The organism is Dickeya sp. Secpp 1600, assembly GCF_003049805.1.
Taxonomy (GTDB): Bacteria; Pseudomonadota; Gammaproteobacteria; order Enterobacterales; family Enterobacteriaceae; genus Dickeya; species Dickeya fangzhongdai.
Window position 1 is genome coordinate 4,812,532 of sequence record NZ_CP023484.1, and the last position, 21,706, is coordinate 4,834,237.

The 21,706-nt window shown below is 59.1% G+C and carries 21 protein-coding genes; 15 read left to right on the plus strand and 6 right to left on the minus strand.

Annotation, left to right across the window (positions count from 1 at the left end; translation table 11 throughout):
• Positions 1-2: 2 nt before the first annotated feature.
• Positions 3-1,163 (minus strand): cystathionine gamma-synthase, encoded by a 1,161-nt coding sequence (gene metB / locus CPA59_RS21495; protein WP_038917487.1) that lies wholly within the window; start codon positions 1,161-1,163, stop codon positions 3-5.
• Between the two features lie 188 nt (positions 1,164-1,351).
• On the opposite strand from metB, the gene metJ reads away from it, so the two are divergent.
• A complete protein-coding gene (gene metJ, locus CPA59_RS21500) occupies positions 1,352-1,669 on the plus strand; it encodes a met regulon transcriptional regulator MetJ (RefSeq protein WP_013315901.1) in 318 nt (105 codons plus the stop codon).
• A 150-nt stretch (positions 1,670-1,819) separates the two neighbouring features.
• Here metJ and rpmE read toward each other — a convergent pair whose 3' ends face one another.
• Positions 1,820-2,035, minus strand: coding sequence for a 50S ribosomal protein L31 (gene rpmE / locus CPA59_RS21505; protein WP_013315900.1), 216 nt, complete (start codon positions 2,033-2,035; stop codon positions 1,820-1,822).
• A 275-nt stretch (positions 2,036-2,310) separates the two neighbouring features.
• Between rpmE and priA the strand changes: the two genes are divergently transcribed.
• The 7 genes from priA to rraA all read left to right on the plus strand — a co-directional run bounded on the left by priA (position 2,311) and on the right by rraA (position 10,657).
• Positions 2,311-4,509 carry a primosomal protein N' gene (priA, locus tag CPA59_RS21510; RefSeq protein ID WP_107760923.1) on the plus strand — a complete coding sequence of 733 codons (2,199 nt, stop codon included), beginning with the start codon at positions 2,311-2,313 and terminating at the stop codon, positions 4,507-4,509.
• A 435-nt stretch (positions 4,510-4,944) separates the two neighbouring features.
• Positions 4,945-6,015: a DNA-binding transcriptional regulator CytR gene (cytR, locus tag CPA59_RS21515; protein ID WP_038917486.1), complete on the plus strand. Its 1,071-nt coding sequence runs from the start codon at positions 4,945-4,947 to the stop codon at positions 6,013-6,015.
• 51 nt (positions 6,016-6,066) lie between these two features.
• Positions 6,067-6,999 (plus strand): cell division protein FtsN, encoded by a 933-nt coding sequence (ftsN, locus tag CPA59_RS21520; protein ID WP_071605138.1) that lies wholly within the window; start codon positions 6,067-6,069, stop codon positions 6,997-6,999.
• An 85-nt stretch (positions 7,000-7,084) separates the two neighbouring features.
• Positions 7,085-7,615 carry an ATP-dependent protease subunit HslV gene (gene hslV / locus CPA59_RS21525; protein ID WP_012767897.1) on the plus strand — a complete coding sequence of 177 codons (531 nt, stop codon included), beginning with the start codon at positions 7,085-7,087 and terminating at the stop codon, positions 7,613-7,615.
• A 9-nt stretch (positions 7,616-7,624) separates the two neighbouring features.
• Positions 7,625-8,956, plus strand: coding sequence for an HslU--HslV peptidase ATPase subunit (gene hslU, locus CPA59_RS21530; RefSeq protein WP_038664546.1), 1,332 nt, complete (start codon positions 7,625-7,627; stop codon positions 8,954-8,956).
• Positions 8,957-9,095: 139 nt separating this feature from the next.
• The gene (locus CPA59_RS21535; RefSeq protein ID WP_038669173.1) at positions 9,096-10,013 is read left to right on the plus strand and encodes a 1,4-dihydroxy-2-naphthoate polyprenyltransferase; all 918 of its coding nucleotides are present in this window, start codon (positions 9,096-9,098) and stop codon (positions 10,011-10,013) included.
• 158 nt (positions 10,014-10,171) lie between these two features.
• The gene (gene rraA, locus CPA59_RS21540; protein ID WP_012767894.1) at positions 10,172-10,657 is read left to right on the plus strand and encodes a ribonuclease E activity regulator RraA; all 486 of its coding nucleotides are present in this window, start codon (positions 10,172-10,174) and stop codon (positions 10,655-10,657) included.
• Positions 10,658-10,721: 64 nt separating this feature from the next.
• Here rraA and zapB read toward each other — a convergent pair whose 3' ends face one another.
• Entirely contained in the window at positions 10,722-10,964 is a 243-nt protein-coding gene (gene zapB / locus CPA59_RS21545) for a cell division protein ZapB (protein ID WP_013315893.1), read from the minus strand.
• Between the two features lie 550 nt (positions 10,965-11,514).
• Between zapB and CPA59_RS21550 the strand changes: the two genes are divergently transcribed.
• The 4 genes from CPA59_RS21550 to fpr all read left to right on the plus strand — a co-directional run bounded on the left by CPA59_RS21550 (position 11,515) and on the right by fpr (position 15,898).
• The gene (locus CPA59_RS21550) at positions 11,515-12,360 is read left to right on the plus strand and encodes an MIP/aquaporin family protein (protein ID WP_038664541.1); all 846 of its coding nucleotides are present in this window, start codon (positions 11,515-11,517) and stop codon (positions 12,358-12,360) included.
• A gap of 27 nt (positions 12,361-12,387) precedes the next feature.
• Entirely contained in the window at positions 12,388-13,899 is a 1,512-nt protein-coding gene (gene glpK / locus CPA59_RS21555; protein ID WP_038917484.1) for a glycerol kinase GlpK, read from the plus strand.
• Between the two features lie 132 nt (positions 13,900-14,031).
• Complete coding sequence (gene glpX, locus CPA59_RS21560) at positions 14,032-15,042, plus strand: class II fructose-bisphosphatase (protein WP_038664536.1); 1,011 nt, start codon at positions 14,032-14,034, stop codon at positions 15,040-15,042.
• 109 nt (positions 15,043-15,151) lie between these two features.
• A complete protein-coding gene (fpr, locus tag CPA59_RS21565; RefSeq protein WP_100850290.1) occupies positions 15,152-15,898 on the plus strand; it encodes a ferredoxin--NADP(+) reductase in 747 nt (248 codons plus the stop codon).
• 13 nt (positions 15,899-15,911) lie between these two features.
• Here fpr and CPA59_RS21570 read toward each other — a convergent pair whose 3' ends face one another.
• Positions 15,912-16,337 (minus strand): DUF805 domain-containing protein, encoded by a 426-nt coding sequence (locus CPA59_RS21570; protein WP_038664530.1) that lies wholly within the window; start codon positions 16,335-16,337, stop codon positions 15,912-15,914.
• Between the two features lie 148 nt (positions 16,338-16,485).
• On the opposite strand from CPA59_RS21570, the gene CPA59_RS21575 reads away from it, so the two are divergent.
• The 3 genes from CPA59_RS21575 to phoA all read left to right on the plus strand — a co-directional run bounded on the left by CPA59_RS21575 (position 16,486) and on the right by phoA (position 19,614).
• Complete coding sequence (locus CPA59_RS21575; protein ID WP_107760925.1) at positions 16,486-17,079, plus strand: YiiQ family protein; 594 nt, start codon at positions 16,486-16,488, stop codon at positions 17,077-17,079.
• 141 nt (positions 17,080-17,220) lie between these two features.
• Positions 17,221-17,991, plus strand: coding sequence for a triose-phosphate isomerase (gene tpiA, locus CPA59_RS21580; protein ID WP_038909994.1), 771 nt, complete (start codon positions 17,221-17,223; stop codon positions 17,989-17,991).
• A 153-nt stretch (positions 17,992-18,144) separates the two neighbouring features.
• On the plus strand, positions 18,145-19,614 hold the full coding sequence (phoA, locus tag CPA59_RS21585; RefSeq protein WP_369831409.1) for an alkaline phosphatase: 1,470 nt from the start codon (positions 18,145-18,147) through the stop codon (positions 19,612-19,614).
• A 97-nt stretch (positions 19,615-19,711) separates the two neighbouring features.
• Here the strand turns inward: phoA and aguA are convergent, their stop codons facing one another.
• Together aguA and aguB are read right to left on the minus strand one after the other, a co-directional pair.
• Positions 19,712-20,812, minus strand: coding sequence for an agmatine deiminase (gene aguA, locus CPA59_RS21590; RefSeq protein ID WP_100850292.1), 1,101 nt, complete (start codon positions 20,810-20,812; stop codon positions 19,712-19,714).
• Between the two features lie 3 nt (positions 20,813-20,815).
• A complete protein-coding gene (gene aguB / locus CPA59_RS21595) occupies positions 20,816-21,700 on the minus strand; it encodes an N-carbamoylputrescine amidase (RefSeq protein ID WP_038664515.1) in 885 nt (294 codons plus the stop codon).
• Positions 21,701-21,706: the final 6 nt, after the last annotated feature.

Genomic DNA, 21,706 nt, shown 5'->3' on the forward strand with positions numbered 1-21,706 from the left:
TGTTACCTCTTGGCTGCTGCCTGAAATGCTCTGTCCAGATCGGCAACCAGATCGTCGCCGTCTTCAATGCCGACAGAAATACGCAATAACGTCTCCGAGATACCGGCGGCGGCGCGCGCTTCCGGCGCCATGCCGGCGTGGGTCATGGTAGCCGCGTGAGAAATCAGGCTCTCTACGCCGCCCAACGATTCCGCCAGCGTGAACAATTCCAGTGCGGCCAGAAAACGGCGCAGGGTACCTTCATCGCCATCCAGCTCAAAACTCAGCATCGCGCCAAAACCGGACTGCTGCCGACGGGCAATCTCATGACCGGCATTCTCGGGTAAAGACGGATGATACAACGCTTTCACCAGCGGCTGATGCCGCAAATACTCCACAATTTGCAGCGCATTCTTCTGCGCGAGCGTCATACGCGGCGACAGCGTGCGCAGACCGCGCAGCAACAGGTAGCTGTCAAAGGCCGCGCCGGTCACGCCGATGTTGTTGGCCCACCAGGCCAGCTCCGTCACCACCGCTGGATCGCGGGCGATAACCGCGCCGGCTACCACGTCCGAATGACCATTGAGGTATTTGGTGCAAGAGTGCACCACCAGATCCGCCCCCAGCTTCAGCGGATTTTGCAACGCCGGGCTCAGGAAGGTGTTATCCACCACGCTCACTGCGCCCGCGTCGCGCGCCGCCTGACAGATAGCCGCGATATCCACCACGCGCAGCAGCGGGTTGCTGGGACTTTCCACCAGCACCAGCTTCGGTTTTTCCGCCAGCGCCGCCTGCAGTTCGGCCGCATTGCCCTGATCGACGAATTTCACCCGGTAGGCGCCGCGTTTGCTCAGGCTGTCGAACAAACGGTAGCTGCCGCCGTAGCAATCGAGCGGAGCCACCAACAGGTCGCCAGGCCGCAAAAACACCGTACAGACCAGCAGAATCGCCGACATGCCGCTGCTGGTCATGACCGCGCCAGCGCCCCCCTCCAGTTCCGCCAACGCGCGTTGAACCACATCACGGGTCGGGTTGCCGCGCCGGGAATAGTCGTGCGCTCTGGGTTCATTAAAGCCGGTGAAATTGTAGGTGCTGGAGAGATGAATCGGGGGAACAACGCAACCGAACTGCTCGTCATTGTTTAACCCACTGCGGACTGCGATAGTAGCCTGTTTACGCGTCATCGGTGCTTTTCCTGACTGGAGGGCTGAGGTAAAGAGATTAAAGAGTAAACCCGGACGATATAGACGTCAATACATCTGGACTTCTAAACTTCTTTGCGTATAGATTGAGCATCCCTATAATAATCGTTAGAATTATGGTGTTTTGTGCCAGTGACTGTTTTTATCACGATCAATATTTAAGGTATCCCATGGCTGAGTGGAATGGCGAATACGTAAGCCCATACGCTGAACACGGCAAGAAGAGTGAGCAGGTTAAGAAGATCACCGTATCTATCCCTTTGAAGGTACTGAAGATACTGACAGACGAGCGTACCCGTCGTCAGGTCAACAACCTGCGTCACGCAACCAATAGCGAGTTACTGTGTGAGGCGTTTTTGCACGCTTTTACCGGCCAACCCTTACCGAATGATGACGACCTGCGTAAAGAACGCGGCGACGAAATTCCCGATGCCGCCAAGGCGATTATGCGTGAGATGGGGATCGACCCGGATACGTGGGAATATTGACTCGCCCGTTTGGAGCGGATGGGGAAAGACACCAGAAACGACAAAGGCACCCGCAGGTGCCTTTGTTTTGGACGGAAAACAGTTTTGAACGGAAAACAGTTTTGGCTGGAAAAACAGTTAACCGGTTTTCCGCCCCGGTGCAAAAACCAATTATTTTTTGGTGCCCGGGACGCTGAAGCGTTTGTTGAAACGCTCAACACGACCACCGGTGTCAACGACACGCTGTTTGCCGGTGAAGAACGGGTGGCAAGCACCACACACGTCCAGGTTCAGGTCATGAGCAGCGGTGGAACGGGTTTTGATGACGTTACCGCAAGAGCAAGTAGCGGTAATTTCAACGTAATTCGGGTGAATACCTTCTTTCATGGGAAACCTCTGTTTAAGGCCGTGTCGCTATCCAGCCCTGTTCCGCCAGACACCACACGAAGTTGAGTGAAATGTTCTTTACACCACAAGGTATAAAGGCGGCGGATCATACAGAAATTAACCACCTGATGCAATTGGATCCGCACGAACACGTCGCCTCTGATAAACAAGATGGCGCGCAAGATTGCACAACGCATCCGCGCACAGTACCGTGACGGCAGACAAACCCTCATGCATGACGTAAGACTTTCATGACGCATTTGAACGCAGAGACCATGCCCGTTGTTCAGGTTGCCTTGCCGGTACCGCTGACGCGCACGTTTGATTACCGGCTGCCGCAAGGCATGACGCCGCCGGTGCCGGGCGTGCGCGTCAGCGTTCCCTTCGGCAACCGTAAGATGATCGGTATCGTCACTGCCCTGAGCGCCGGCAGCGAACTGCCGCTGGAACAGCTTAAACCACTGTTCGACGTGCTCGACGCCGCCCCGCTGTTTCCGGACAGTCTGTGGCGCATCCTGCTGTGGGCGGCGGAGTATTACCACTATCCGCTTGGCGAGGTGCTGTTCCATGCCCTGCCAATATTGCTCCGCCAGGGGAAACCGGCCCATAGCGCGCCGCTCTGGCAATGGTTCGCTACCGAGCAGGGGCGCGCCACGCCGCTGAACGCGCTGAAACGGGCGCCCAAGCAACAGCAGGCGCTGGCGGCGCTGCTACAAGGGCCGCTGTACCGCCATCAGATGGCGGAAACCGAGCTGACGGAAGCCGCGCTGCAGGCGCTGCGTGAAAAAGGGCTGAGCGAACTGCGCGCGCTGCCGCAGCAGGTGCGGGACTGGCGCAACGATTTCAGCCTGACGGGCGAGCGCCTGCGTCTTAATACCGAACAGGCTACCGCCGTCGGCGCCATACGCAGCGAAGACGATCATTTTGCCGCCTGGCTGCTGGCGGGCATTACCGGCTCCGGCAAAACCGAGGTCTACCTCAGCGTGCTGGAAAATATTCTGGCGCAAGGCAAGCAGGCGCTGGTGCTGGTGCCGGAAATCGGCCTGACGCCGCAAACCATCGCCCGCTTCCGCGATCGGTTCAACGCGCCGGTGGAAGCGCTGCATTCAGGGCTGAACGACGGCGAGCGGCTGTCGGTGTGGCTGCGCGCCAGACAAGGCGAAGCGGCCATCGTCATCGGCACCCGTTCCGCGCTGTTTACCCCTTTTGCCCGACTGGGGCTGATCGTCATCGACGAAGAACACGACGGCTCCTACAAGCAGCAGGAAGGCTGGCGTTATCACGCCCGCGATCTGGCGGTGTTCCGTGCCCGGCAGGAAGACATTCCCATCGTCATGGGGTCGGCCACGCCGGCGCTGGAAACGCTTTATAACGTGCAGATTGGCAAATACCGCCAGTTGCGTCTTAGCAAGCGCGCCGGCAATGCCCGACTGGCGCAGCAACATTTGCTGGACCTGAAAGGGCTGCCGCTGACCACCGGTTTGTCGCAACCGTTAATCAACCGTATTCGTCATCACCTGGCCGCGGACAATCAGGTCATCCTGTTTCTCAACCGCCGGGGTTTCGCGCCGGTGGTGCTGTGCCATGAATGCGGCTGGATCGCCGAATGCCAGCGCTGCGACAGCTACTACACCCTGCACCAGCATCAACGGATGATGCGTTGCCACCACTGCGACAGCCAGCGTCCGATACCGCAGCAATGCCCGCAGTGCGGCTCTACCCATCTGGTGCCGGTCGGTCTGGGCACCGAACAGCTGGAACAAGCGTTGCCGACGCTGTTTCCCGAGGCTCCGATCACCCGTATCGATCGCGATACCACCAGCCGCAAAGGGGCGCTGGAGCAGCAACTGGCGCAGGTTCGCCAGGGCGGCGCCCGCATTCTGATCGGCACCCAGATGCTCGCCAAAGGCCACCACTTTCCCGACGTCACGCTCGTGGCGTTGCTGGATGTCGACAGCTCGCTGTTTTCCGCCGACTTCCGCGCCACCGAACGCTTCGCCCAGCTCTACACCCAGGTGTCCGGTCGCGCCGGTCGCGCCGGCAAGGCGGGCGAAGTGGTGCTGCAAACCCATCACCCAGAGCATCCGCTGTTGCAGACGCTGCTGCATCAGGGCTACGACGCTTTCGCCAGCCAGACGCTGAAAGAACGCCAGAGCGTGTTCCTACCGCCGTTTACCAGCCATGTGCTGTTCCGGGCCGATGACCACGACAATCAGCAGGCCAGCCTGTTCCTGCAACAGTTACGCAATCTGCTGGAAGCCAGTCCGCTGCGCGACGACTCGCTGTGGCTGATGGGACCGGTGCCGGCGCTGCAACCCAAGCGTGCCGGGCGTTTTCGCTGGCAATTGCTGCTGCAGCATCCGTCGCGCGCCACGCTGCAACGACTGATCCGCAATTCCATGCCGTTGATCGATACCCTGCCGCAAACGCGCAAAGTGAAATGGGTGATGGATGTCGACCCGACGGACAATTGAGCCGATTCTGAGCCGCCGGAATATCTGATGCCAGCAGCAGCGGCATTTTTTGCGAACAGCCCCGAGAAACAGATAATTCAGGCTGCGCCTGCGTAAATTATTCGATAAATATTGAATGCAATCTGTTAAGAGTGATGGCGGAAGCAGTATGCTGATCAGGCGGTTGGCACAACACCGGACGCCAGGCGCCGGGGTGACAACCCGCCACCCAGTGCTATACCTGTGCATAGGGCTCCCGATACCGTCACCGCCCGCACGGAGCATGTCCGGTCGGGAACCCTGAACCATACGATACTTCACGACAGCACCGCCTGGTCATGCCGCGTTTCATGACGGCGCATGGCAAAATCAGACATCCTGAAAAACGGTGGCCGGCCTTTGATAGCGGTCCCTTGACTACGGCGCCAGTAAACGCTGACGCAAGGAGGAAATGCGTTGGAGCAGAAAAAATTCATCCCGCCCGCAACGATGAAAGACGTTGCCGACCAGGCCGGCGTATCCACCGCAACGGTGTCCCGCGCCTTGACCAATCCTGAGAAGGTGTCGGCCACCACCCGCCAAAAGGTGGAGCAGGCCGCGCTGGCGGTGGGATACTCTGCACAAAATCTTGCCCGTAATATGAAACGGCATGAGTCAAGAACGATTCTGGCGCTCGTTCCCGATATCTGCGATCCCTTTTTCACCGAAATGCTGCGCGGTATTGAGGAAACGGCGGCGGAACGCGGCTATCTGGTACTGATTGGCGATTGCGCCCACCAGCGCAAAACGGAAAAGACCTTTCTGGACCTGATCACTACCCGGCAGATCGACGGCATTCTGCTGCTGGGCTCGCAGCTGCCGTTTGATGCCGGCAAGGACGAACGCCGTCATCTGCCGCCGATGGTGATGGCAAATGAGTTCGCCCCTGAGCTGGATATGCCCACCGTACACATCGATAACCTGACCGCGGCGTTCGAGGCCGTCAGTTATCTCAATCAGCTGGGGCACCGGCGCATCGCCTGTATCGCCGGTCCGGAACAGATTCCGATCAGCGAATACCGGCTACAGGGCTATATTCAGGCGTTACGCCGCTGCGGGCTGGTGATCGACAACCAGTACATCGTGCGCGGCGACTTCAGCTATGACACCGGTTCCCGCGGCCTGATACGGTTGATGTCGCACCCCACGCCGCCCACCGCGATTTTCTGCCACTGCGACGTCATGGCGCTGGGAGCGCTGACGCAGGCGCGCAAAATGGGGCTGGACGTGCCGCGTGACCTGTCGCTGGTCGGGTTCGATGACATCGCGCAGGCCAGCCACTGCTTTCCGGCGCTGACCACCGTTTCCCAGCCGCGCTACGATATCGGTCGCGAAGCCATGCTATTGCTGCTGGCTCAATTGCAGCAACACAAGGTCCAGCGGGGGTCGCGGCTGATATCCAGCCAGCTGATTATCCGCGACAGCACCGCCGCGCCGTCTCTGCGTGTTACAGGCTTTAAGAATTCCGGTGCTGGTCAAACATTTTAGGGTTCAGTAACATGGCGACCTGTTACTTATTTTTTTCGCAACGAAACGATTGTGGCACAACGAGACTATGTCAGCCGGGGGCGTTCTGGAACGCGCCGGAAAAAAACATCCAGCCGGAAACGAGGCGGGTCCTCGGGCGCATCCAAGACGATGATAGCGCTGGCCGTTGCCGTGCTGGTCACGTTTGCCGGCGGACTCTATTTTATCGCCCACAATAAGCCGGACGAATCGCCGGTCCTGCCGCATCAGGGGACCAAAGGCAACGGGTTGCCGCCTAAACCGGAAGAGCGCTGGCGTTATATCAAGGAACTGGAAAACCGGCAGATTGGCGTTGCTTCGCCGACCGAACCCTCGGCGGGCGGAGAAATCCAGTCGACGGGCCAACTTACCGATGAACAGCGGCAACTGCTGGAGCAGATGCAGTCGGACATGAAACGCCAGCCGACCACGCTGACGGAAGTGCCCTACAACGATCAAAGCCAGATGCCGGCCCGCTCGGTAGCGCCCAGGCCGCAGACGGTCGTGCCGATCGTGCCCAATACCAGCACCATGACGCCGCCGACGCCGCCGCGTACCACGACTGCCGTTCCGGCGGCCAGCCAGCATCATACGACCCAGGCGACGACGCCACCGGCACAGACGGCGCAGAAACCGGTGCAGACAGAGCCCCGTAAAGAGGCCGTCAAAACGGAAACGGCAGCCAAAGAAACCGCCAAAGCCGACAGCAAGACAGCAGAGAACACCAAGCCAGAGAAAGAACAACGCTGGATGGTGCAATGCGGTTCGTTCAAGACGGCGGAGCCTGCCGAATCGGTAAGAGCGGAACTGGCGTTTGCCGGCGTCGAAAGCCGTATCGCCAGCAGCGGCGGCTGGCATCGGATTATGCTCGGGCCGTACAACAGCCGTACCGTGGCCGACAAAATGGCACAAAAACTCAAAGGCATGGGGCAATCCAACTGCATCCCGTTAGCCAGCGGGGGTTGAAAACCCCCCGCCCCTCCCCCATGTTTATCGTCAATATGCCCCGCGTCCGCGCGGGGGCCTTTTTCTCAGTAACGGGGATAAACTCGTGACAACAATTGTAAGCGTACGCCGCAACGGTCAGGTCGTGATTGGCGGAGACGGACAGGCCACCCTGGGCAACACCGTAATGAAAGGCAACGTGCGTAAAGTACGCCGTCTGTACAACGACCGGGTTATCGCCGGATTCGCTGGCGGCACCGCCGATGCGTTTACCCTGTTTGAACTGTTCGAACGCAAGCTGGAGCTGCATCAAGGGCATCTGGTGAAGGCCGCCGTGGAACTGGCTAAAGATTGGCGCACCGACCGCATGCTGCGTCGGCTGGAAGCGCTGCTGGCGGTCGCCGACGAAAACGCGTCGCTGATCATCACCGGCAACGGCGACGTGATTCAGCCGGAAAACGATCTGATCGCTATCGGCTCCGGCGGCCCCTACGCGCAGGCTGCCGCGCGCGCCCTGCTGGAAAATACCGAATTAAGCGCCCGGGAGATTGTCGAAAAATCACTGGGTATTGCGGGTGACATCTGCATCTACACCAACCAGTTCCACACGATTGAAGAATTAGCCTCCAAGGCGTAAGGATCTACTATGTCTGAAATGACCCCGCGCGAAATAGTCAGCGAGCTTGATAGCTACATCATCGGCCAGCACAAAGCGAAGCGCGCCGTGGCGATTGCCTTGCGTAACCGCTGGCGCCGCATGCAGCTGGAAGAGAGCCTGCGCCATGAAGTCACCCCGAAAAACATTCTGATGATCGGCCCGACCGGGGTGGGGAAAACCGAAATCGCCCGTCGTCTCGCCAAGCTGGCCAACGCCCCGTTCATCAAGGTGGAAGCGACCAAATTCACCGAAGTGGGCTACGTCGGCAAGGAAGTAGACTCGATTATCCGCGACCTGACCGATGTCGCCATCAAGATGGTGCGCCAGCAGTCGATGGAGAAAAATCGCTACCGCGCCGAAGAGCTGGCCGAGGAGCGCATTCTGGACGTGCTAATTCCGCCGGCCAAGAACAACTGGGGCCAGACGGAAGAGAATCACGAGCCGTCTGCCGCCCGTCAGGCGTTTCGCAAGAAACTACGCGAAGGGTCGCTTGACGATAAAGAGATCGAAATCGAGCTGGCGGCGGCTCCCGTCGGCGTCGAAATCATGGCCCCTCCGGGCATGGAAGAGATGACCAATCAGTTGCAGTCAATGTTCCAGAACCTGGCGGGTCAGAAACAGAAAAACCGCAAGATCAAGATTCGCGAAGCCTTCAAGCTACTGGTGGAAGAAGAAGCCGCCAAGCTGGTCAACCCGGAAGAGCTTAAGCAACAGGCGATCGAAGCGGTAGAGCAGCACGGCATCGTGTTCATCGATGAGATCGACAAGATCTGCAAACGGGGCGACACCTCCGGCCCGGACGTGTCCCGCGAAGGGGTGCAGCGCGACCTGCTGCCGCTGGTGGAAGGCTGTACCGTGTCCACCAAGCACGGCATGGTGAAAACCGACCATATCCTGTTCATCGCCTCCGGCGCGTTCCAGGTCGCCAGCCCGTCGGACCTGATCCCCGAGCTGCAGGGTCGTCTGCCGATTCGCGTGGAATTGCAGGCGCTGACCACCGAAGACTTCGAACGTATTCTGACCGAACCCAGCGCGTCGCTGACCCGTCAGTATCAGGCATTGATGGAAACCGAAGGCGTCAACATCACGTTCCAGCCGGACGGCATCCGTCGTATCGCGGAAGCGGCCTGGCAGGTTAACGAGCGCACGGAGAACATCGGCGCCCGCCGTCTGCACACGGTGCTGGAACGACTGATCGAAGAAGTATCCTACGGCGCCAGCGAAATGAACGGCCAAACCGTGACGATCGATGCAGATTATGTACGCAGTCACCTTGATGAGTTGGTAGCAGATGAAGATCTGAGCCGATTTATCTTATAATCCGTGTTCACGGATCGCACTGATGACTGACCAGTGGGAGGCCAATGCCTCCCACTGCTGTTTTTATCACCGTCACCAGGCTTTATTTTCCAGAACTGAACGCGCCACAATCTGGCTGATACCATGGCCCATTAACACCATGACCCAATTGACACATAGCAGCAAAACCCAAGCCTGGCTGGACAGCCTGCGTCCCAAGACGCTGCCGCTGGCTTTTGCCTCCATCGTTACCGGCACCGTCATCGCCTGCTGGCACAGCAACTTCAAGCCCGGCGTGGCGCTGCTGACGCTGATTACCGCCGGCTTGTTGCAAATCCTCTCCAATCTGGCTAACGACTATGGCGACGCCGTGAAAGGCAGCGACAAGGAAGACCGCATCGGCCCGCTACGCGGCATCCAGACCGGCGCCATCAGCCTGCAGGAGCTACGCAAGGCTCTGCTCATTACCGTGACGCTGACGGCGATTTCTGGCAGCGCGCTGGTCGCGCTGGCCTGCGAAAAGCCGGTGGACATCGTGGTGTTTCTGGCGCTCGGCCTGCTGGCGATTCTGGCCGCCATTACCTATACCGTCGGCAATAAACCGTATGGTTATATTGGGCTTGGCGACATCTCGGTGCTGATCTTTTTCGGCTGGCTGAGCGTGGCCGGGTCGTACTACCTGCAAACCGGCTACTTCGACAGCAGCGTCATTCTGCCCGCCACTGCCTGTGGTTTGCTGGCCGTCGCGGTGCTCAACATCAACAATCTGCGCGATATCGACAGCGATCGGGAGAACGGCAAGAACACGCTGGCGGTAAGGCTCGGCGCTCACAAGGCCCGGCGCTACCACATGGTGCTGCTGATGACGGCGCCGGTCTGTCTGGCGCTGTTCGCCATGCTTTATCTGCATACGCTGGCAGGCTGGCTGTTTATTCTGGCGCTGCCGCTGCTGGTGAAGCAGGGGCGCTACGTGATGCGGGAAACCACCGCGTTCAGCATGCGTCCGATGCTGGAAAAAACCGTCAAGGGCGCGTTGCTTACCAATCTGCTGTTCGCGGTGGGCGTGCTGCTGAGCTAGGCGCATGCCCGCTGAGGCAAAGTAACGGCTTGTCCCGGTTGGCAAAATCACTACCGATTACTGATGCGGGTCAAAGCCGCAGTTGATGATTTTGCCAACAACAAACAGAAAGGGATATACTCAGTCTCACACTTCCAGCGGCAACAGACGTTACTCCTATGAAATACGATACTTCCGAACTGTGTGATATCTATCATGAAGAGGTCAATGTAGTTGAGCCTCTTTTCTCCAACTTTGGCGGGCGTAGTTCATTCGGCGGCAAAATCATCACGGTGAAATGCTTTGAGGATAATGGCCTGCTGTTCGACGTGCTGGAAGAAAACGGCAGCGGACGCGTGCTGTTGGTCGACGGCGGCGGCTCCGTTCGCCGGGCGCTGGTTGACGCTGAACTGGCGCGGCTGGCTACGCAGAACGAGTGGGAAGGCATCGTGGTGTACGGTGCGGTGCGTCAGGTCGATGACCTGTCGGAGCTGGACATCGGCATTCAGGCGATGGCGGCGACCCCGGCGGGGGCGGCCAGCGAAGGCATCGGCGAAACCGATATCCGGGTGAATTTCGGCGGCGTGACCTTCTTCTCCGGTGACCATCTGTATGCCGACAATACCGGCATCATTCTGTCTGAAGACCCGCTCGATCTGGAATAACAGGCGAACACCCAAGGGCGTCAACAGACGCCCTGTGCGCATCCCGTCTGTCTGACTTCGGCGATTACTGAACGTCTTCCATTTTACCCAACAGCGCACGCAGGCGCTCTTGCCATACCAGCTGTTCCTGCTTTAACTGCTCGTTCTCGCGCATCAACGCATCACGGTTGCCCGCCATACTCTCCACTTCCTGCGACAACGTATTGTTCTTCTCTTTCAGCTCTTCGATTTCCATCTGCAACAGCGTGATCGTGTCAATCGCCTGCTGAACTTTCGCTTCCAGCTTCTCAAACACTTCAAATGACATAACTTCTAACCCCTTTTGATCGCACGGCATAAGCCGGTTAACGCAGATGTACCACGAACGGGTGCGTCACGGACGGCATTTCATCAACAGATGCCTCACGTCTTCACACCCCGGCGCTGGCGCGCCCGACGTAAACGCCAGCCAAATTGTATGTAGCCGGATCAGGCGTGTCCAGCGCACCGCCGGTAAAACAACGACTCTGCCTGCTTTTTCGCTCATACGCTATCAGCACAGACTGAAAATCACCCTGATCATTATTAAACAGCTTTAATGTTAATGCATTTAACACCCCTGTTAACACCCGCCCGGCGGGCAGATGAGTGCTTTGTCGCTAATTACGCGAATGCGCGCATTTTCTTGACGCATCACACACATTTTGATTTCGATATTTCTCGTTTTCGAGCATTAACGATAAATTCACATCCGAAATACAAAAAGAGTCTGGCCGTGAATCCTTCCAGGACCGACGGGACAGACCAGAAACGCGCAGGTTATTCCATCGGCCTGCGTCAACCATCCATGCTGTAGCCTACAAGCAGGAACAAGCATTATGAGTCAATCTGAACTTTCTACCCTTAAAGGCCAGTGCATCGCCGAGTTTCTCGGCACCGGCCTGTTGATTTTCTTTGGCGTTGGCTGTGTGGCGGCTTTGAAACTGGCGGGCGCCAGCTTCGGGCAATGGGAAATCAGCATTATCTGGGGGTTGGGCGTCGCCATGGCGATCTACCTGACCGCCGCGATTTCCGGCGCGCACCTCAATCCGGCGGTAACCATTGCATTATGGCTGTTCGCCTGCTTCGACGGCCGCAAAGTGATGCCGTATATCCTCGCGCAGGTGGCCGGCGCATTCTGCTCGGCCGCATTGGTCTACGGCCTCTATCACAACCTGTTCGACAATATCGAGCAGACGCACAATATGGTGCGCGGCAGTGTGGAAAGCCTCGATCTGGCCGGGATCTTCTCCACCTACCCCAACCCGCATATTTCGGTCTTGCAGGCCTTCCTGGTGGAAATGGTCATCACCGCCATTCTGATGTGCCTGATTCTGGCGCTGACCGACGACGGCAACGGCATCCCGCGCGGGCCGCTGGCGCCGTTGCTGATCGGTATTCTGATCGCGGTGATCGGCGCATCGATGGGGCCGTTGACCGGATTTGCCATGAACCCGGCGCGTGACGCGGGTCCGAAGCTGTTTGCCTATTTCGCTGGCTGGGGCAAGATCGCACTGACCGGCGGGCGCGATATTCCTTATATGCTGATACCGATTTTCGGCCCGATTGTCGGCGCCTGTCTGGGCGCGTTCAGCTATCGCACCCTGATTGGCCGCAACCTGCCCTGCGATGTCTGCGCGACAGACAACGACACGGCAGCATCAGCTCAAACCCGTAAGGTCTAACCCTACTCCGCTCACAGGATTACGTTTATGAACCAGGAAAAAAAATACATCGTCGCGCTCGACCAGGGAACCACCAGCTCACGGGCTGTCGTACTGGACCATGACGCCAACATCGTCAGCGTATCCCAGCGGGAATTTACCCAGATCTACCCCAAAGCGGGCTGGGTAGAACACGACCCGATGGAAATCTGGGCCTCGCAAAGCTCCACGCTGGTGGAAGCGCTGGCGAAAGCCGGCATCAGCAGCGACGAAATCGCCGGCATCGGTATCACCAACCAGCGTGAAACCGCCGTGGTATGGGAAAAAGAAACCGGCAAACCCATCTACAACGCCATCGTCTGGCAATGCCGCCGCTCCGCCGACATCTGCGAAAAACTGAAAAAAGACGGCCTGGAAGAGTACATCCGCGCCAACACCGGCCTGGTGGTCGACCCGTATTTTTCCGGCACCAAGGTCAAATGGATCCTCGACCATGTGGAAGGCTCACGTGAACGCGCCCGCCGCGGCGAGCTGCTGTTCGGCACCATCGACACCTGGCTTATCTGGAAAATGACTCAGGGTCGCGTCCACGTCACTGATTACACCAACGCCTCTCGCACCATGTTGTTCAACATCCATACGCTGGACTGGGACGAACGCATGCTGGAAGTGCTGGATATCCCGCGCGCGATGCTGCCGCAGGTGCGCCCGTCCTCCGAGGTTTACGGCCAGACCAACATCGGCGGCAAAGGCGGCACCCGCATTCCCATCGCCGGTATCGCCGGCGACCAGCAGGCGGCGCTTTACGGCCAACTGTGCGTACATCCCGGCATGGCGAAAAACACCTACGGCACCGGCTGCTTCCTGCTGATGAACACCGGCACCGAAGCGGTACGTTCCAAACACGGCCTGCTGACCACCATCGCCTGCGGCCCGCGCGGCGAAGTGAACTATGCGCTGGAAGGCGCGGTATTTATCGGCGGCGCGTCGATCCAGTGGCTGCGCGACGAACTGAAACTGATTGGCGATGCGATGGACTCCGAATACTTCGCCACCAAGGTGAAAGACAGCAATGGCGTCTATGTGGTGCCGGCGTTCACCGGGCTGGGCGCGCCCTACTGGGACCCGTACGCCCGCGGCGCAATTTTCGGCCTGACCCGCGGCGTTAACGCCAATCACATCATCCGCGCCACGCTGGAATCCATCGCCTACCAGACCCGCGACGTGCTGGACGCGATGCAGGCCGACGCCGATACTCGCCTGCAATCGCTGCGGGTGGACGGCGGCGCGGTCGCCAACAACTTCCTGATGCAGTTCCAGTCCGACATTCTGGGCACCCGCGTCGAGCGTCCGCAGGTGCGTGAATCCACCGCGCTGGGGGCGGCATTCCTCGCCGGTCTGGCGACGGGTTTCTGGAATGATCTGGACGAAGTGAAGAGCAAGACCGCCATCGAGCGGGAGTTCCGTCCCAGCATCGAAACCGTGGAACGCAACTTCCGTTACCGCGGCTGGCAAAAAGCGGTGGAACGCGCCCGCGCGTGGGAAGAACACGACGAGTAAAATCATCGCTATCCTTGATCGGGCGCGGCTATCGCGCCCTTTTTCCTTCCACCTCGCCCCTCGTCCGTCATCACGCCTGTGCTACCATAATGCCCCGACAATTCCTTTATTCCCCGTTCAAGACAGGTACCCATGAAACGTGAATTAGCCATCGAATTCTCACGCGTTACCGAAGCAGCCGCGCTGGCCGGTTACAAATGGTTGGGCCGTGGCGATAAGAACGCCGCCGACAACGCTGCGGTGCAGGCGATGCGTATCATGCTCAATCAGGTCGACATCAACGGTCGAATCGTCATCGGCGAAGGCGAAATCGATGAAGCGCCGATGCTCTACATCGGCGAGCAGGTGGGCACCGGGCACGGCGACGCGGTAGACATCGCCGTCGATCCGATCGAAGGCACCCGCATGACGGCGATGGGGCAGGCTAACGCGCTGGCGGTGCTGGCGGTGGGTGAACAGGGGGCATTCCTGCACGCGCCCGACATGTACATGGAAAAACTGATTGTCGGCCCGCAGGCCAAAGGCGCTATCGACCTTGACCGTCCGCTGGAAGACAACCTGAAACGGGTTGCAGAACGGTTGGGCAAACCGCTCGGCGAACTCACCGTGATCACGCTGGCCAAACCGCGCCACGATCGGGTGATCGCCGACATGCAGCGGCTGGGCGTAAAAGTGTTCGCCATTCCTGATGGCGACGTGGCCGCCTCGATTCTGACCTGCATGCCGGAAAGCGAGGTCGATGTGCTTTATGGCATCGGCGGCGCGCCGGAAGGCGTGATCTCGGCGGCGGTGATCCGCGCGCTGGACGGCGACATGCAGGGGCGTCTGCTGGCCCGTCACCAGGTGAAGGAAGACAATGCGGAAAACCGTCGGCTGGGCGAGCAGGAACTGGCGCGCTGCCGTGAAATGGGCATCGAAGCCGGCAAGGTACTGATGCTGGGCGACATGGCGCGCAACGACAACGTGATATTTTCCGCCACCGGCATCACCAAGGGCGATCTGCTCGACGGCATTTCCCGCCGCGGCAACATCGCCACCACCGAAACCCTGCTGATCCGCGGCAAGTCGCGCACCATCCGCCGCATCAGTTCGACCCATTATCTGGACCGCAAAGATCAGGCGCTGCACGCCTTTTTGCTGTAGCCGCGACAAGGCACGAATTGTTTCACTGTTGTTAACAGATCGCGTATCGTAAGGTCTGGCTGCGCGCAGCCCTGTGACACCCGAGAGATCAAAACAGGAGCATAGAACCATGGCAGAGTGGGTGACCGGCAAGGTTATTCAGGTTGAACACTGGACGGAAAACTTATTCAGTCTGCGGCTGGAAGCGCCGGTGGCGCCGTTTACCGCCGGGCAGTTCGCCAAGCTGGCGCTGGAACTGGACGGCGAGCGAGTGCAGCGCGCCTATTCCTACGTCAACGCTCCCAGCGACAATCTGCTGGAGTTTTACCTGGTCAACGTGCCGGACGGCAAGCTCAGCCCGCATCTGCACCGTTGCCAGCCGGGCGACGAGGTGCTGGTGACGCAGGAGGCCGCCGGCTTCTTCGTGCTCGACGAGATTCCGGACTGCGACACGCTGTGGATGCTGGCGACCGGCACCGCCATCGGCCCGTATCTGTCGATTCTGCAGGAAGGGCGCGATCTGGAACGGTTCAAACATATCGTGCTGGTGCACGCCGCCCGTTTCGCGCGCGATCTCAGCTACCTGCCGCTGATGCAACAGCTGGAACAGCGCTATGACGGCAAGCTGCGCATCCAGACCGTGGTCAGCCGCGAGGAACAGCCCGGCACGCTCACCGGCCGCGTGCCGGCGCTGATTGAAAGCGGCGCGCTGGAGGCGGCGGTCGGCCTGCCGATGGACGCGGCGACCAGCCACGTGATGCTGTGCGGCAACCCGCAGATGGTGCGGGATACCCAGCAGTTGCTCAAAGACACGCGGCAGATGAGCAAACACCTGCGCCGCCGTCCCGGCCATATGACCAGCGAGCACTACTGGTAACGACGAGCGAGATTCAGGAAGCGCGGAGCCGCAACGGCTCCGCCGCCGGTCCGAAACGATTTGCGCCAGCCGTACCGACAAACGCGCCGCAATCCAGCAGCATCATCACGGCAATCAACACAGGCAGAAAACTCCCCACCCCCCACTGACCGAGCGGCGGCAGCATCGACCAGTTGCCGTTGCCCAGCATCCAGGCCACCACCAGCAATAACGCCCACCAGCCGCTTTTGTTGCGGTCATGCAGCCGTTTGACCAGTATCGCCGCCAGCGGCCACATCAACACCACCAGCACGAACGCCGCTTTCTGGGTTTCCAGCCAACCGGTACCGGCCAGCATGAACAACCCCACCATCAACGCCAGCACAATCACCATCCCTAACCAAAAATCCCGGCGGCCAACACGGCCGCGAAACGAAAAACACCATTGTTGTATCGTCATCACTTTCCATCCCCGAATGCGGTTCTACGGGCGTGAGTTTACCTTAAGTCAGGCCGGGTTTTTTATCGCACGTTTTGACAATTGAGTCCGAATCCCGTTTTAATCACACAGCATGCCAACGGTACGTGACGATACTGATAAATTGATGATGAAAAATGCCCTGTTGATTGTTTGTTGCCTGTCTGCTGGCCTACTCTGCACCCCGTTTGCCAGGAGTGACGGTCTGTTCCAGCAAAAACCCCCGACCGCCGCGCCTTATCTGCTGTCAGGCTCTCCCACGTTCGACATGACCATCGTACAGTTTCGCACCCGTTATAACCTGAGCAACCCGTCGTTGCCGATTAGCGAATACCGGGTGGTCGATACCGGCGATGACTCGCCCAATCTGACGCGCGCCGCCAGCCGCATCAACGATCGTCTGTATTCTTCCACCGCGCTGGAAAAAGGCACCGGCAAGATCAAAACCATGCAGATTACCTGGCTGCCCAAACCGAAAGATACCGACCAGAGTGGTCGACGCAAACAGGCTATCGGCTACATGGCGGCGCTGGTGCGCACCTTTATGCCGTCGTTGACCACCGAGCAAAGCCTGAAAAAGATCGAAACGTTGCTGGAAAAAGGCAAAGGGCAGCGCTTTTACCAGCAAACGGAAGGAGCATTGCGCTACGTCGTGGCGGATCATGGCGAAAAAGGGCTAACTTTCGCTGTTGAACCGATTAAGCTGGCGCTATCTGATTCGTGATCACATCGAGAATTAGGCACGAAAAACAGAGCCACCGTGCCATTTCGACTCTATACTATCGTCAGTTTTGTATCATCGTCAGATTGGCTGCCTGACGCAGCCATGTATTGATTAACTGGCAATTCGCCTGGAGGAAACAAGATGCGACACCCCTTAGTCATGGGCAACTGGAAGCTGAACGGCAGCACCAGCATGGTTCACGAACTGATCGCCGGCCTGCGCAATGAACTGAGCGCCGTAACGGGTTGCGGCGTAGCCATCGCGCCGCCGGCTATTTATCTGGATCAGGCTAAACACCTGCTGGCAGGCAGCCGTATCGCACTGGGCGCCCAGAACGTGGACGTCAACCTTGCCGGCGCCTTCACCGGTGAAACCTCCGCCGCCATGCTGAAAGACATCGGCGCCCAATACATCATCATCGGCCACTCTGAACGCCGTACCTATCATCACGAAAGCGACGAGTTCATCGCTAAAAAATTCGCCGTGCTGAAAGAAACCGGCTTGATTCCGGTACTGTGCATCGGTGAAACCGAAGCCGAAAACGAAGCTGGCCAGACCGAAGCCGTATGCGCGCGTCAACTGGACGCCGTGCTGAACACGCTGGGCGCGAAAGCGTTCGAAAACACCGTGATTGCCTACGAGCCGGTCTGGGCCATCGGCACCGGCAAATCCGCCACCCCGGCGCAGGCGCAGGCGGTGCATAAATTCATCCGCAACCACATCGCCAAACAGGATGCGGCGGTAGCCGAGCAGGTCATCATTCAGTACGGCGGGTCGGTCAATGCCGCCAACGCCGCTGAACTCTTCACCCAGCCGGACATCGACGGCGCGCTGGTTGGCGGCGCGTCGCTGAAAGCCGACGCCTTCGCGGTCATCGTCAAAGCTGCCGCCGAAGCCAAAAGCCAGGCCTGATTAGCCTCGCTGATATCACGCAACGGCTCCGCTTCGGGGCCGTTTTTTTATGCCTTTTTTCCACCCATACCGACCACGTTCATCATTCTGTCATTTTCTCTGTCTAGGTTTTACCGCACATGTTTATTTGTTACTTAATTTAACTGCGAGTGAATGACCATGACCCATAAGGCTTTGATCCGCAAAACTTTGTTCAATAAAACCTTGATCAGTAAAACCCTGATCAGCAAAACCCTGCTCTCTTCCCTGATGATGACGCTTATCGCCGGCAGCGCATTGGCCGCCAGCGCCGATTACCACCGCCAGGCTCAGGGCGACATCACCCAGCCCGGCGGCGCGCGCCGCCTCAGCGCCGATCAGACCGAGATGCTGAAGGCCTCGCTCAACGGGAAAACCGCCAAAAACGTGATTCTGCTGATTGGCGACGGCATGGGCGATTCTGAAATCACGGCTGCACGCAACTACGCGCTGGGCGCCGGCGGTTTCTTCAAAGGCATTGACGCGCTGCCGCTGACCGGCCAATACACTCACTACTCGCTGGACAAGAAAACCCGCAAACCGGATTACGTTACCGATTCCGCCGCATCGGCCACCGCCTGGTCCAGCGGCGTCAAAACCTACAACGGCGCGCTGGGCGTGGATGTGGACGGCAAAGACCATAAGACGCTGATTGAAATCGCCAAAACGGCGGGCAAAGCCACCGGCAACGTCTCCACCGCCGAACTGGAAGACGCCACGCCGGCCGCAATGGTGTCGCACGTCACCTCGCGTAAGTGCTACGGCCCGGAAAAAACCAGCCAGCAGTGCCCGACCAACGCGCTGGAAAACGGCGGTCGCGGCTCTATCGCCGAACAGCTGCTGGTTACCCGCGCCGATGTTACGCTGGGCGGCGGCGCAGCCACCTTCAAAGAAATCGCCAAAGCAGGTAAATATCAGGGTAAAAGCCTGACAGAACAGGCGAAAGCGCTGGGCTACCACCTCGTAACCGATCTGGACGGCATGAATGCCGTTACCGCCGCTAGTCAGAGCAAACCGGTGCTGGGCCTGTTCGCCGACGGCAACATGCCGGTGCGCTGGCAGGGGCCGAAAGCCAGCTACCACGGCAACCTCGATAAACCGGTAGTGACCTGTGAACCCAACGCCCAACGCGGCGCCGGCGTGCCGACACTGGCGCAAATGACCGATAAGGCCATCCAGTTGTTGAGCAAGAACAAAAACGGTTTCTTCCTGCAGGTGGAAGGCGCCTCTATCGACAAGCAGGACCACGCCGCCAACCCGTGCGGCCAGTTCGGTGAAACGGTAGATCTGGACGAAGCGGTGCAGAAAGCGCTGGAATTCGCCCGTCGCGACGGCAACACGCTGGTGATCGTCACCGCCGACCACGCCCACTCCAGCCAGATCGTCGAAAACGGCGCTAAAGCGCCGGGCCTGACGCAGGCGCTGAACACCAAAGATAACGCAGTGATGACCATCAGCTACGGTAACTCGGAAGAGGAATCGCAGGGACACACCGGCACCCAGCTGCGCATCGCCGCCTACGGTCCGCACGCCGCCAACGTGGTGGGCCTGACCGACCAGACCGACCTGTTCTACACCATGAAAAACGCGATGGGGCTGAAATAATCCCGGCATCCGACAGCGTAACCATCGATCCGCAATAATCAAAAAGGCAGGTGCGAAACCTGCCTTTTTATCTGATAGACAACAACGGGTTAAACGACTACGCCGATTTCGCCGCCGGAATTTGTTGGGTAATACAGTGGATGTTGCCGCCGCCCAGCAGGATCTCGCGGGCCGGCACGCCGCTTATCCGGTAGTCAGGGAACATCTGTTGCAGCAGCGCCTGCGCCTGCGCGTCAGTGCGTTCATCCAGCAACGGGTAAATGATCTGCTGGTTGCTGATCAGGAAATTGACGTACGACCCCGCCAGCCGCGACCCGGCGTTACGTTCAATGGCATTGCCGTCGGTCACGCCCGCCGCTTCTTCCGGCGTGGCGTACAGCGGGCCCGGCGCCGGCAGTTTCCAGATTTTCAGCGACCGGCCTTGCGCGTCCTTCGCCTGCGACAGCACCTGATACGCCGCCTGAGAGCGGGCGTACTGCGGGTCGGTTTCATCGTCGGTCCAGTGCAGCGCCACTTCGCCGGGGCGTACAAAACAGCACATGTTATCGATGTGGCCGTCGGTTTCGTCGTTATACACGCCGTCTTCCAGCCAGATAAAAGCGGTCACGCCGAGATAATCCCGCAGCAGTTGTTCAATCTGCGCCTTGTTCAGGTGCGGATTGCGGTTCGGGTTCAGCAGGCACTCGGCGGTGGTCAGCAGCGTGCCTTCGCCATCGGTGTGGATGGAGCCGCCTTCCAGAATCAGCGGCGCGGCATAACGCGCATCGCCGTGATACGCCAGCACCTGCGCGGCGACCTTTTCGTCACGGCTCCAGTCTTCGTACAGTCCGCCCAGCGCGCCGCCCCAGGCGTTGAACTGCCAGTCGACGCCACGGCGTTCGCCGGCGTCGTTCAGCACCACGGTCGGCCCGGTGTCGCGCATCCAGGCGTCATCGCTTTCCATCTCCACCAGCGTGACGCCGGCCGGCATGACGCTTTTGGCGAGCGCCATCTGGTCGCGTGGCACGCCCATGATGACCGGCGTGGTCTGCGCAATGGCGGCGGCAACGGCGGCAAAGGTGCGCTGAGCGGGAATGACATCCCCTTGTGAGCGCCAGTTGTCGCGGCGATACGGCCACAACATCCACACGGCGTCGTGCGGCGCCCATTCCGCCGGCATGGAGAAACCGTCCTGCAACGGCGTGGTCAGTTCAGACATCACTTATCTCCAGGTCTTGCCGTCAGAAGTACCGATTACGCCGTACATGTCCGGGCGACGGTCGCGGAACAGGCCCCAGGAAGCGCGCTGCGCGGCGATGGCGTCCAGATCGAATTCGTGCACCAGCACCGTTTCATCCGTCTTGTTGGCCTGCGCTACCAGCGCACCGGTTTGATCGGCGATGAACGATGAACCGTAAAAGGTCATTTCCAGACCGTCGATGTATTTGCTGGCTTCGGTGCCGATACGGTTGGAGGCGATCACCGGAATCAGGTTGGCGGCGGCATGGCCCTGCTGTACGCGAGTCCAGTGCGGCTGGCTGTCGATTTCCGGGTACGCCGGCTCGGAACCGATGGCGGTCGGGTAGAAAATCAACTCAGCGCCTTTGAGCGCCAGGCAACGGGCGGTTTCCGGGAACCATTGATCCCAGCAGATGCCCACGCCCACTTTGGCGTAGCGGGTCTGCCACACTTTGAAACCGGTGTCGCCCGGAATAAAGAACTGTTTTTCCTGATAAGCCGGGCCGTTCGGAATATGGGTTTTACGATACACATCAAGCACGCTGCCGTCGGCATCGATCATTACCAGCGAGTTATAGTAGGCGTTATTGGCGCGCTCGAAGAAACTCAGCGGCAGCACCACTTCCAGCTCGGCCGCCAGCGCGGAGAAGTGTTTGATAAGCGGGCTGGTTGCCAGCTCCTGCGCCAGCGCATAATGCTCCGGGCTCTGGTCGATGCAGAAATAAGGCGCGGCAAACAGTTCCTGAATCAGAATGATTTGTGCCCCCTGAGCATGCGCCTGACGCACCAGCCTTTCGGCGTTTTCGATATTTTTTGGCAAATCCCAGGTGCAGGCCATCTGAGTGGCGGCAACGGTAACTTTTGTCATGCGAAA

Excerpts from the sequence above, each read along its gene's own strand:
- CPA59_RS21570 (WP_038664530.1), bottom strand. The coding sequence starts at position 16,337 with ATGACGATACAACAATGGTGTTTTTCGTTTCGCGGCCGTGTTGGCCGC.
- rraA (WP_012767894.1), top strand. The coding sequence starts at position 10,172 with ATGAAATACGATACTTCCGAACTGTGTGATATCTATCATGAAGAGGTC.
- phoA (WP_369831409.1), top strand. The coding sequence starts at position 18,145 with ATGACCATGACCCATAAGGCTTTGATCCGCAAAACTTTGTTCAATAAA.
- zapB (WP_013315893.1), bottom strand. The coding sequence starts at position 10,964 with ATGTCATTTGAAGTGTTTGAGAAGCTGGAAGCGAAAGTTCAGCAGGCG.
- hslU (WP_038664546.1), top strand. The coding sequence starts at position 7,625 with ATGTCTGAAATGACCCCGCGCGAAATAGTCAGCGAGCTTGATAGCTAC.
- aguB (WP_038664515.1), bottom strand. The coding sequence starts at position 21,700 with ATGACAAAAGTTACCGTTGCCGCCACTCAGATGGCCTGCACCTGGGAT.
- metB (WP_038917487.1), bottom strand. The coding sequence starts at position 1,163 with ATGACGCGTAAACAGGCTACTATCGCAGTCCGCAGTGGGTTAAACAAT.
- glpK (WP_038917484.1), top strand. The coding sequence starts at position 12,388 with ATGAACCAGGAAAAAAAATACATCGTCGCGCTCGACCAGGGAACCACC.
- metJ (WP_013315901.1), top strand. The coding sequence starts at position 1,352 with ATGGCTGAGTGGAATGGCGAATACGTAAGCCCATACGCTGAACACGGC.
- priA (WP_107760923.1), top strand. The coding sequence starts at position 2,311 with ATGCCCGTTGTTCAGGTTGCCTTGCCGGTACCGCTGACGCGCACGTTT.
- glpX (WP_038664536.1), top strand. The coding sequence starts at position 14,032 with ATGAAACGTGAATTAGCCATCGAATTCTCACGCGTTACCGAAGCAGCC.
- CPA59_RS21575 (WP_107760925.1), top strand. The coding sequence starts at position 16,486 with ATGAAAAATGCCCTGTTGATTGTTTGTTGCCTGTCTGCTGGCCTACTC.
- tpiA (WP_038909994.1), top strand. The coding sequence starts at position 17,221 with ATGCGACACCCCTTAGTCATGGGCAACTGGAAGCTGAACGGCAGCACC.
- fpr (WP_100850290.1), top strand. The coding sequence starts at position 15,152 with ATGGCAGAGTGGGTGACCGGCAAGGTTATTCAGGTTGAACACTGGACG.
- aguA (WP_100850292.1), bottom strand. The coding sequence starts at position 20,812 with ATGTCTGAACTGACCACGCCGTTGCAGGACGGTTTCTCCATGCCGGCG.
- CPA59_RS21550 (WP_038664541.1), top strand. The coding sequence starts at position 11,515 with ATGAGTCAATCTGAACTTTCTACCCTTAAAGGCCAGTGCATCGCCGAG.
- CPA59_RS21535 (WP_038669173.1), top strand. The coding sequence starts at position 9,096 with ATGACCCAATTGACACATAGCAGCAAAACCCAAGCCTGGCTGGACAGC.
- rpmE (WP_013315900.1), bottom strand. The coding sequence starts at position 2,035 with ATGAAAGAAGGTATTCACCCGAATTACGTTGAAATTACCGCTACTTGC.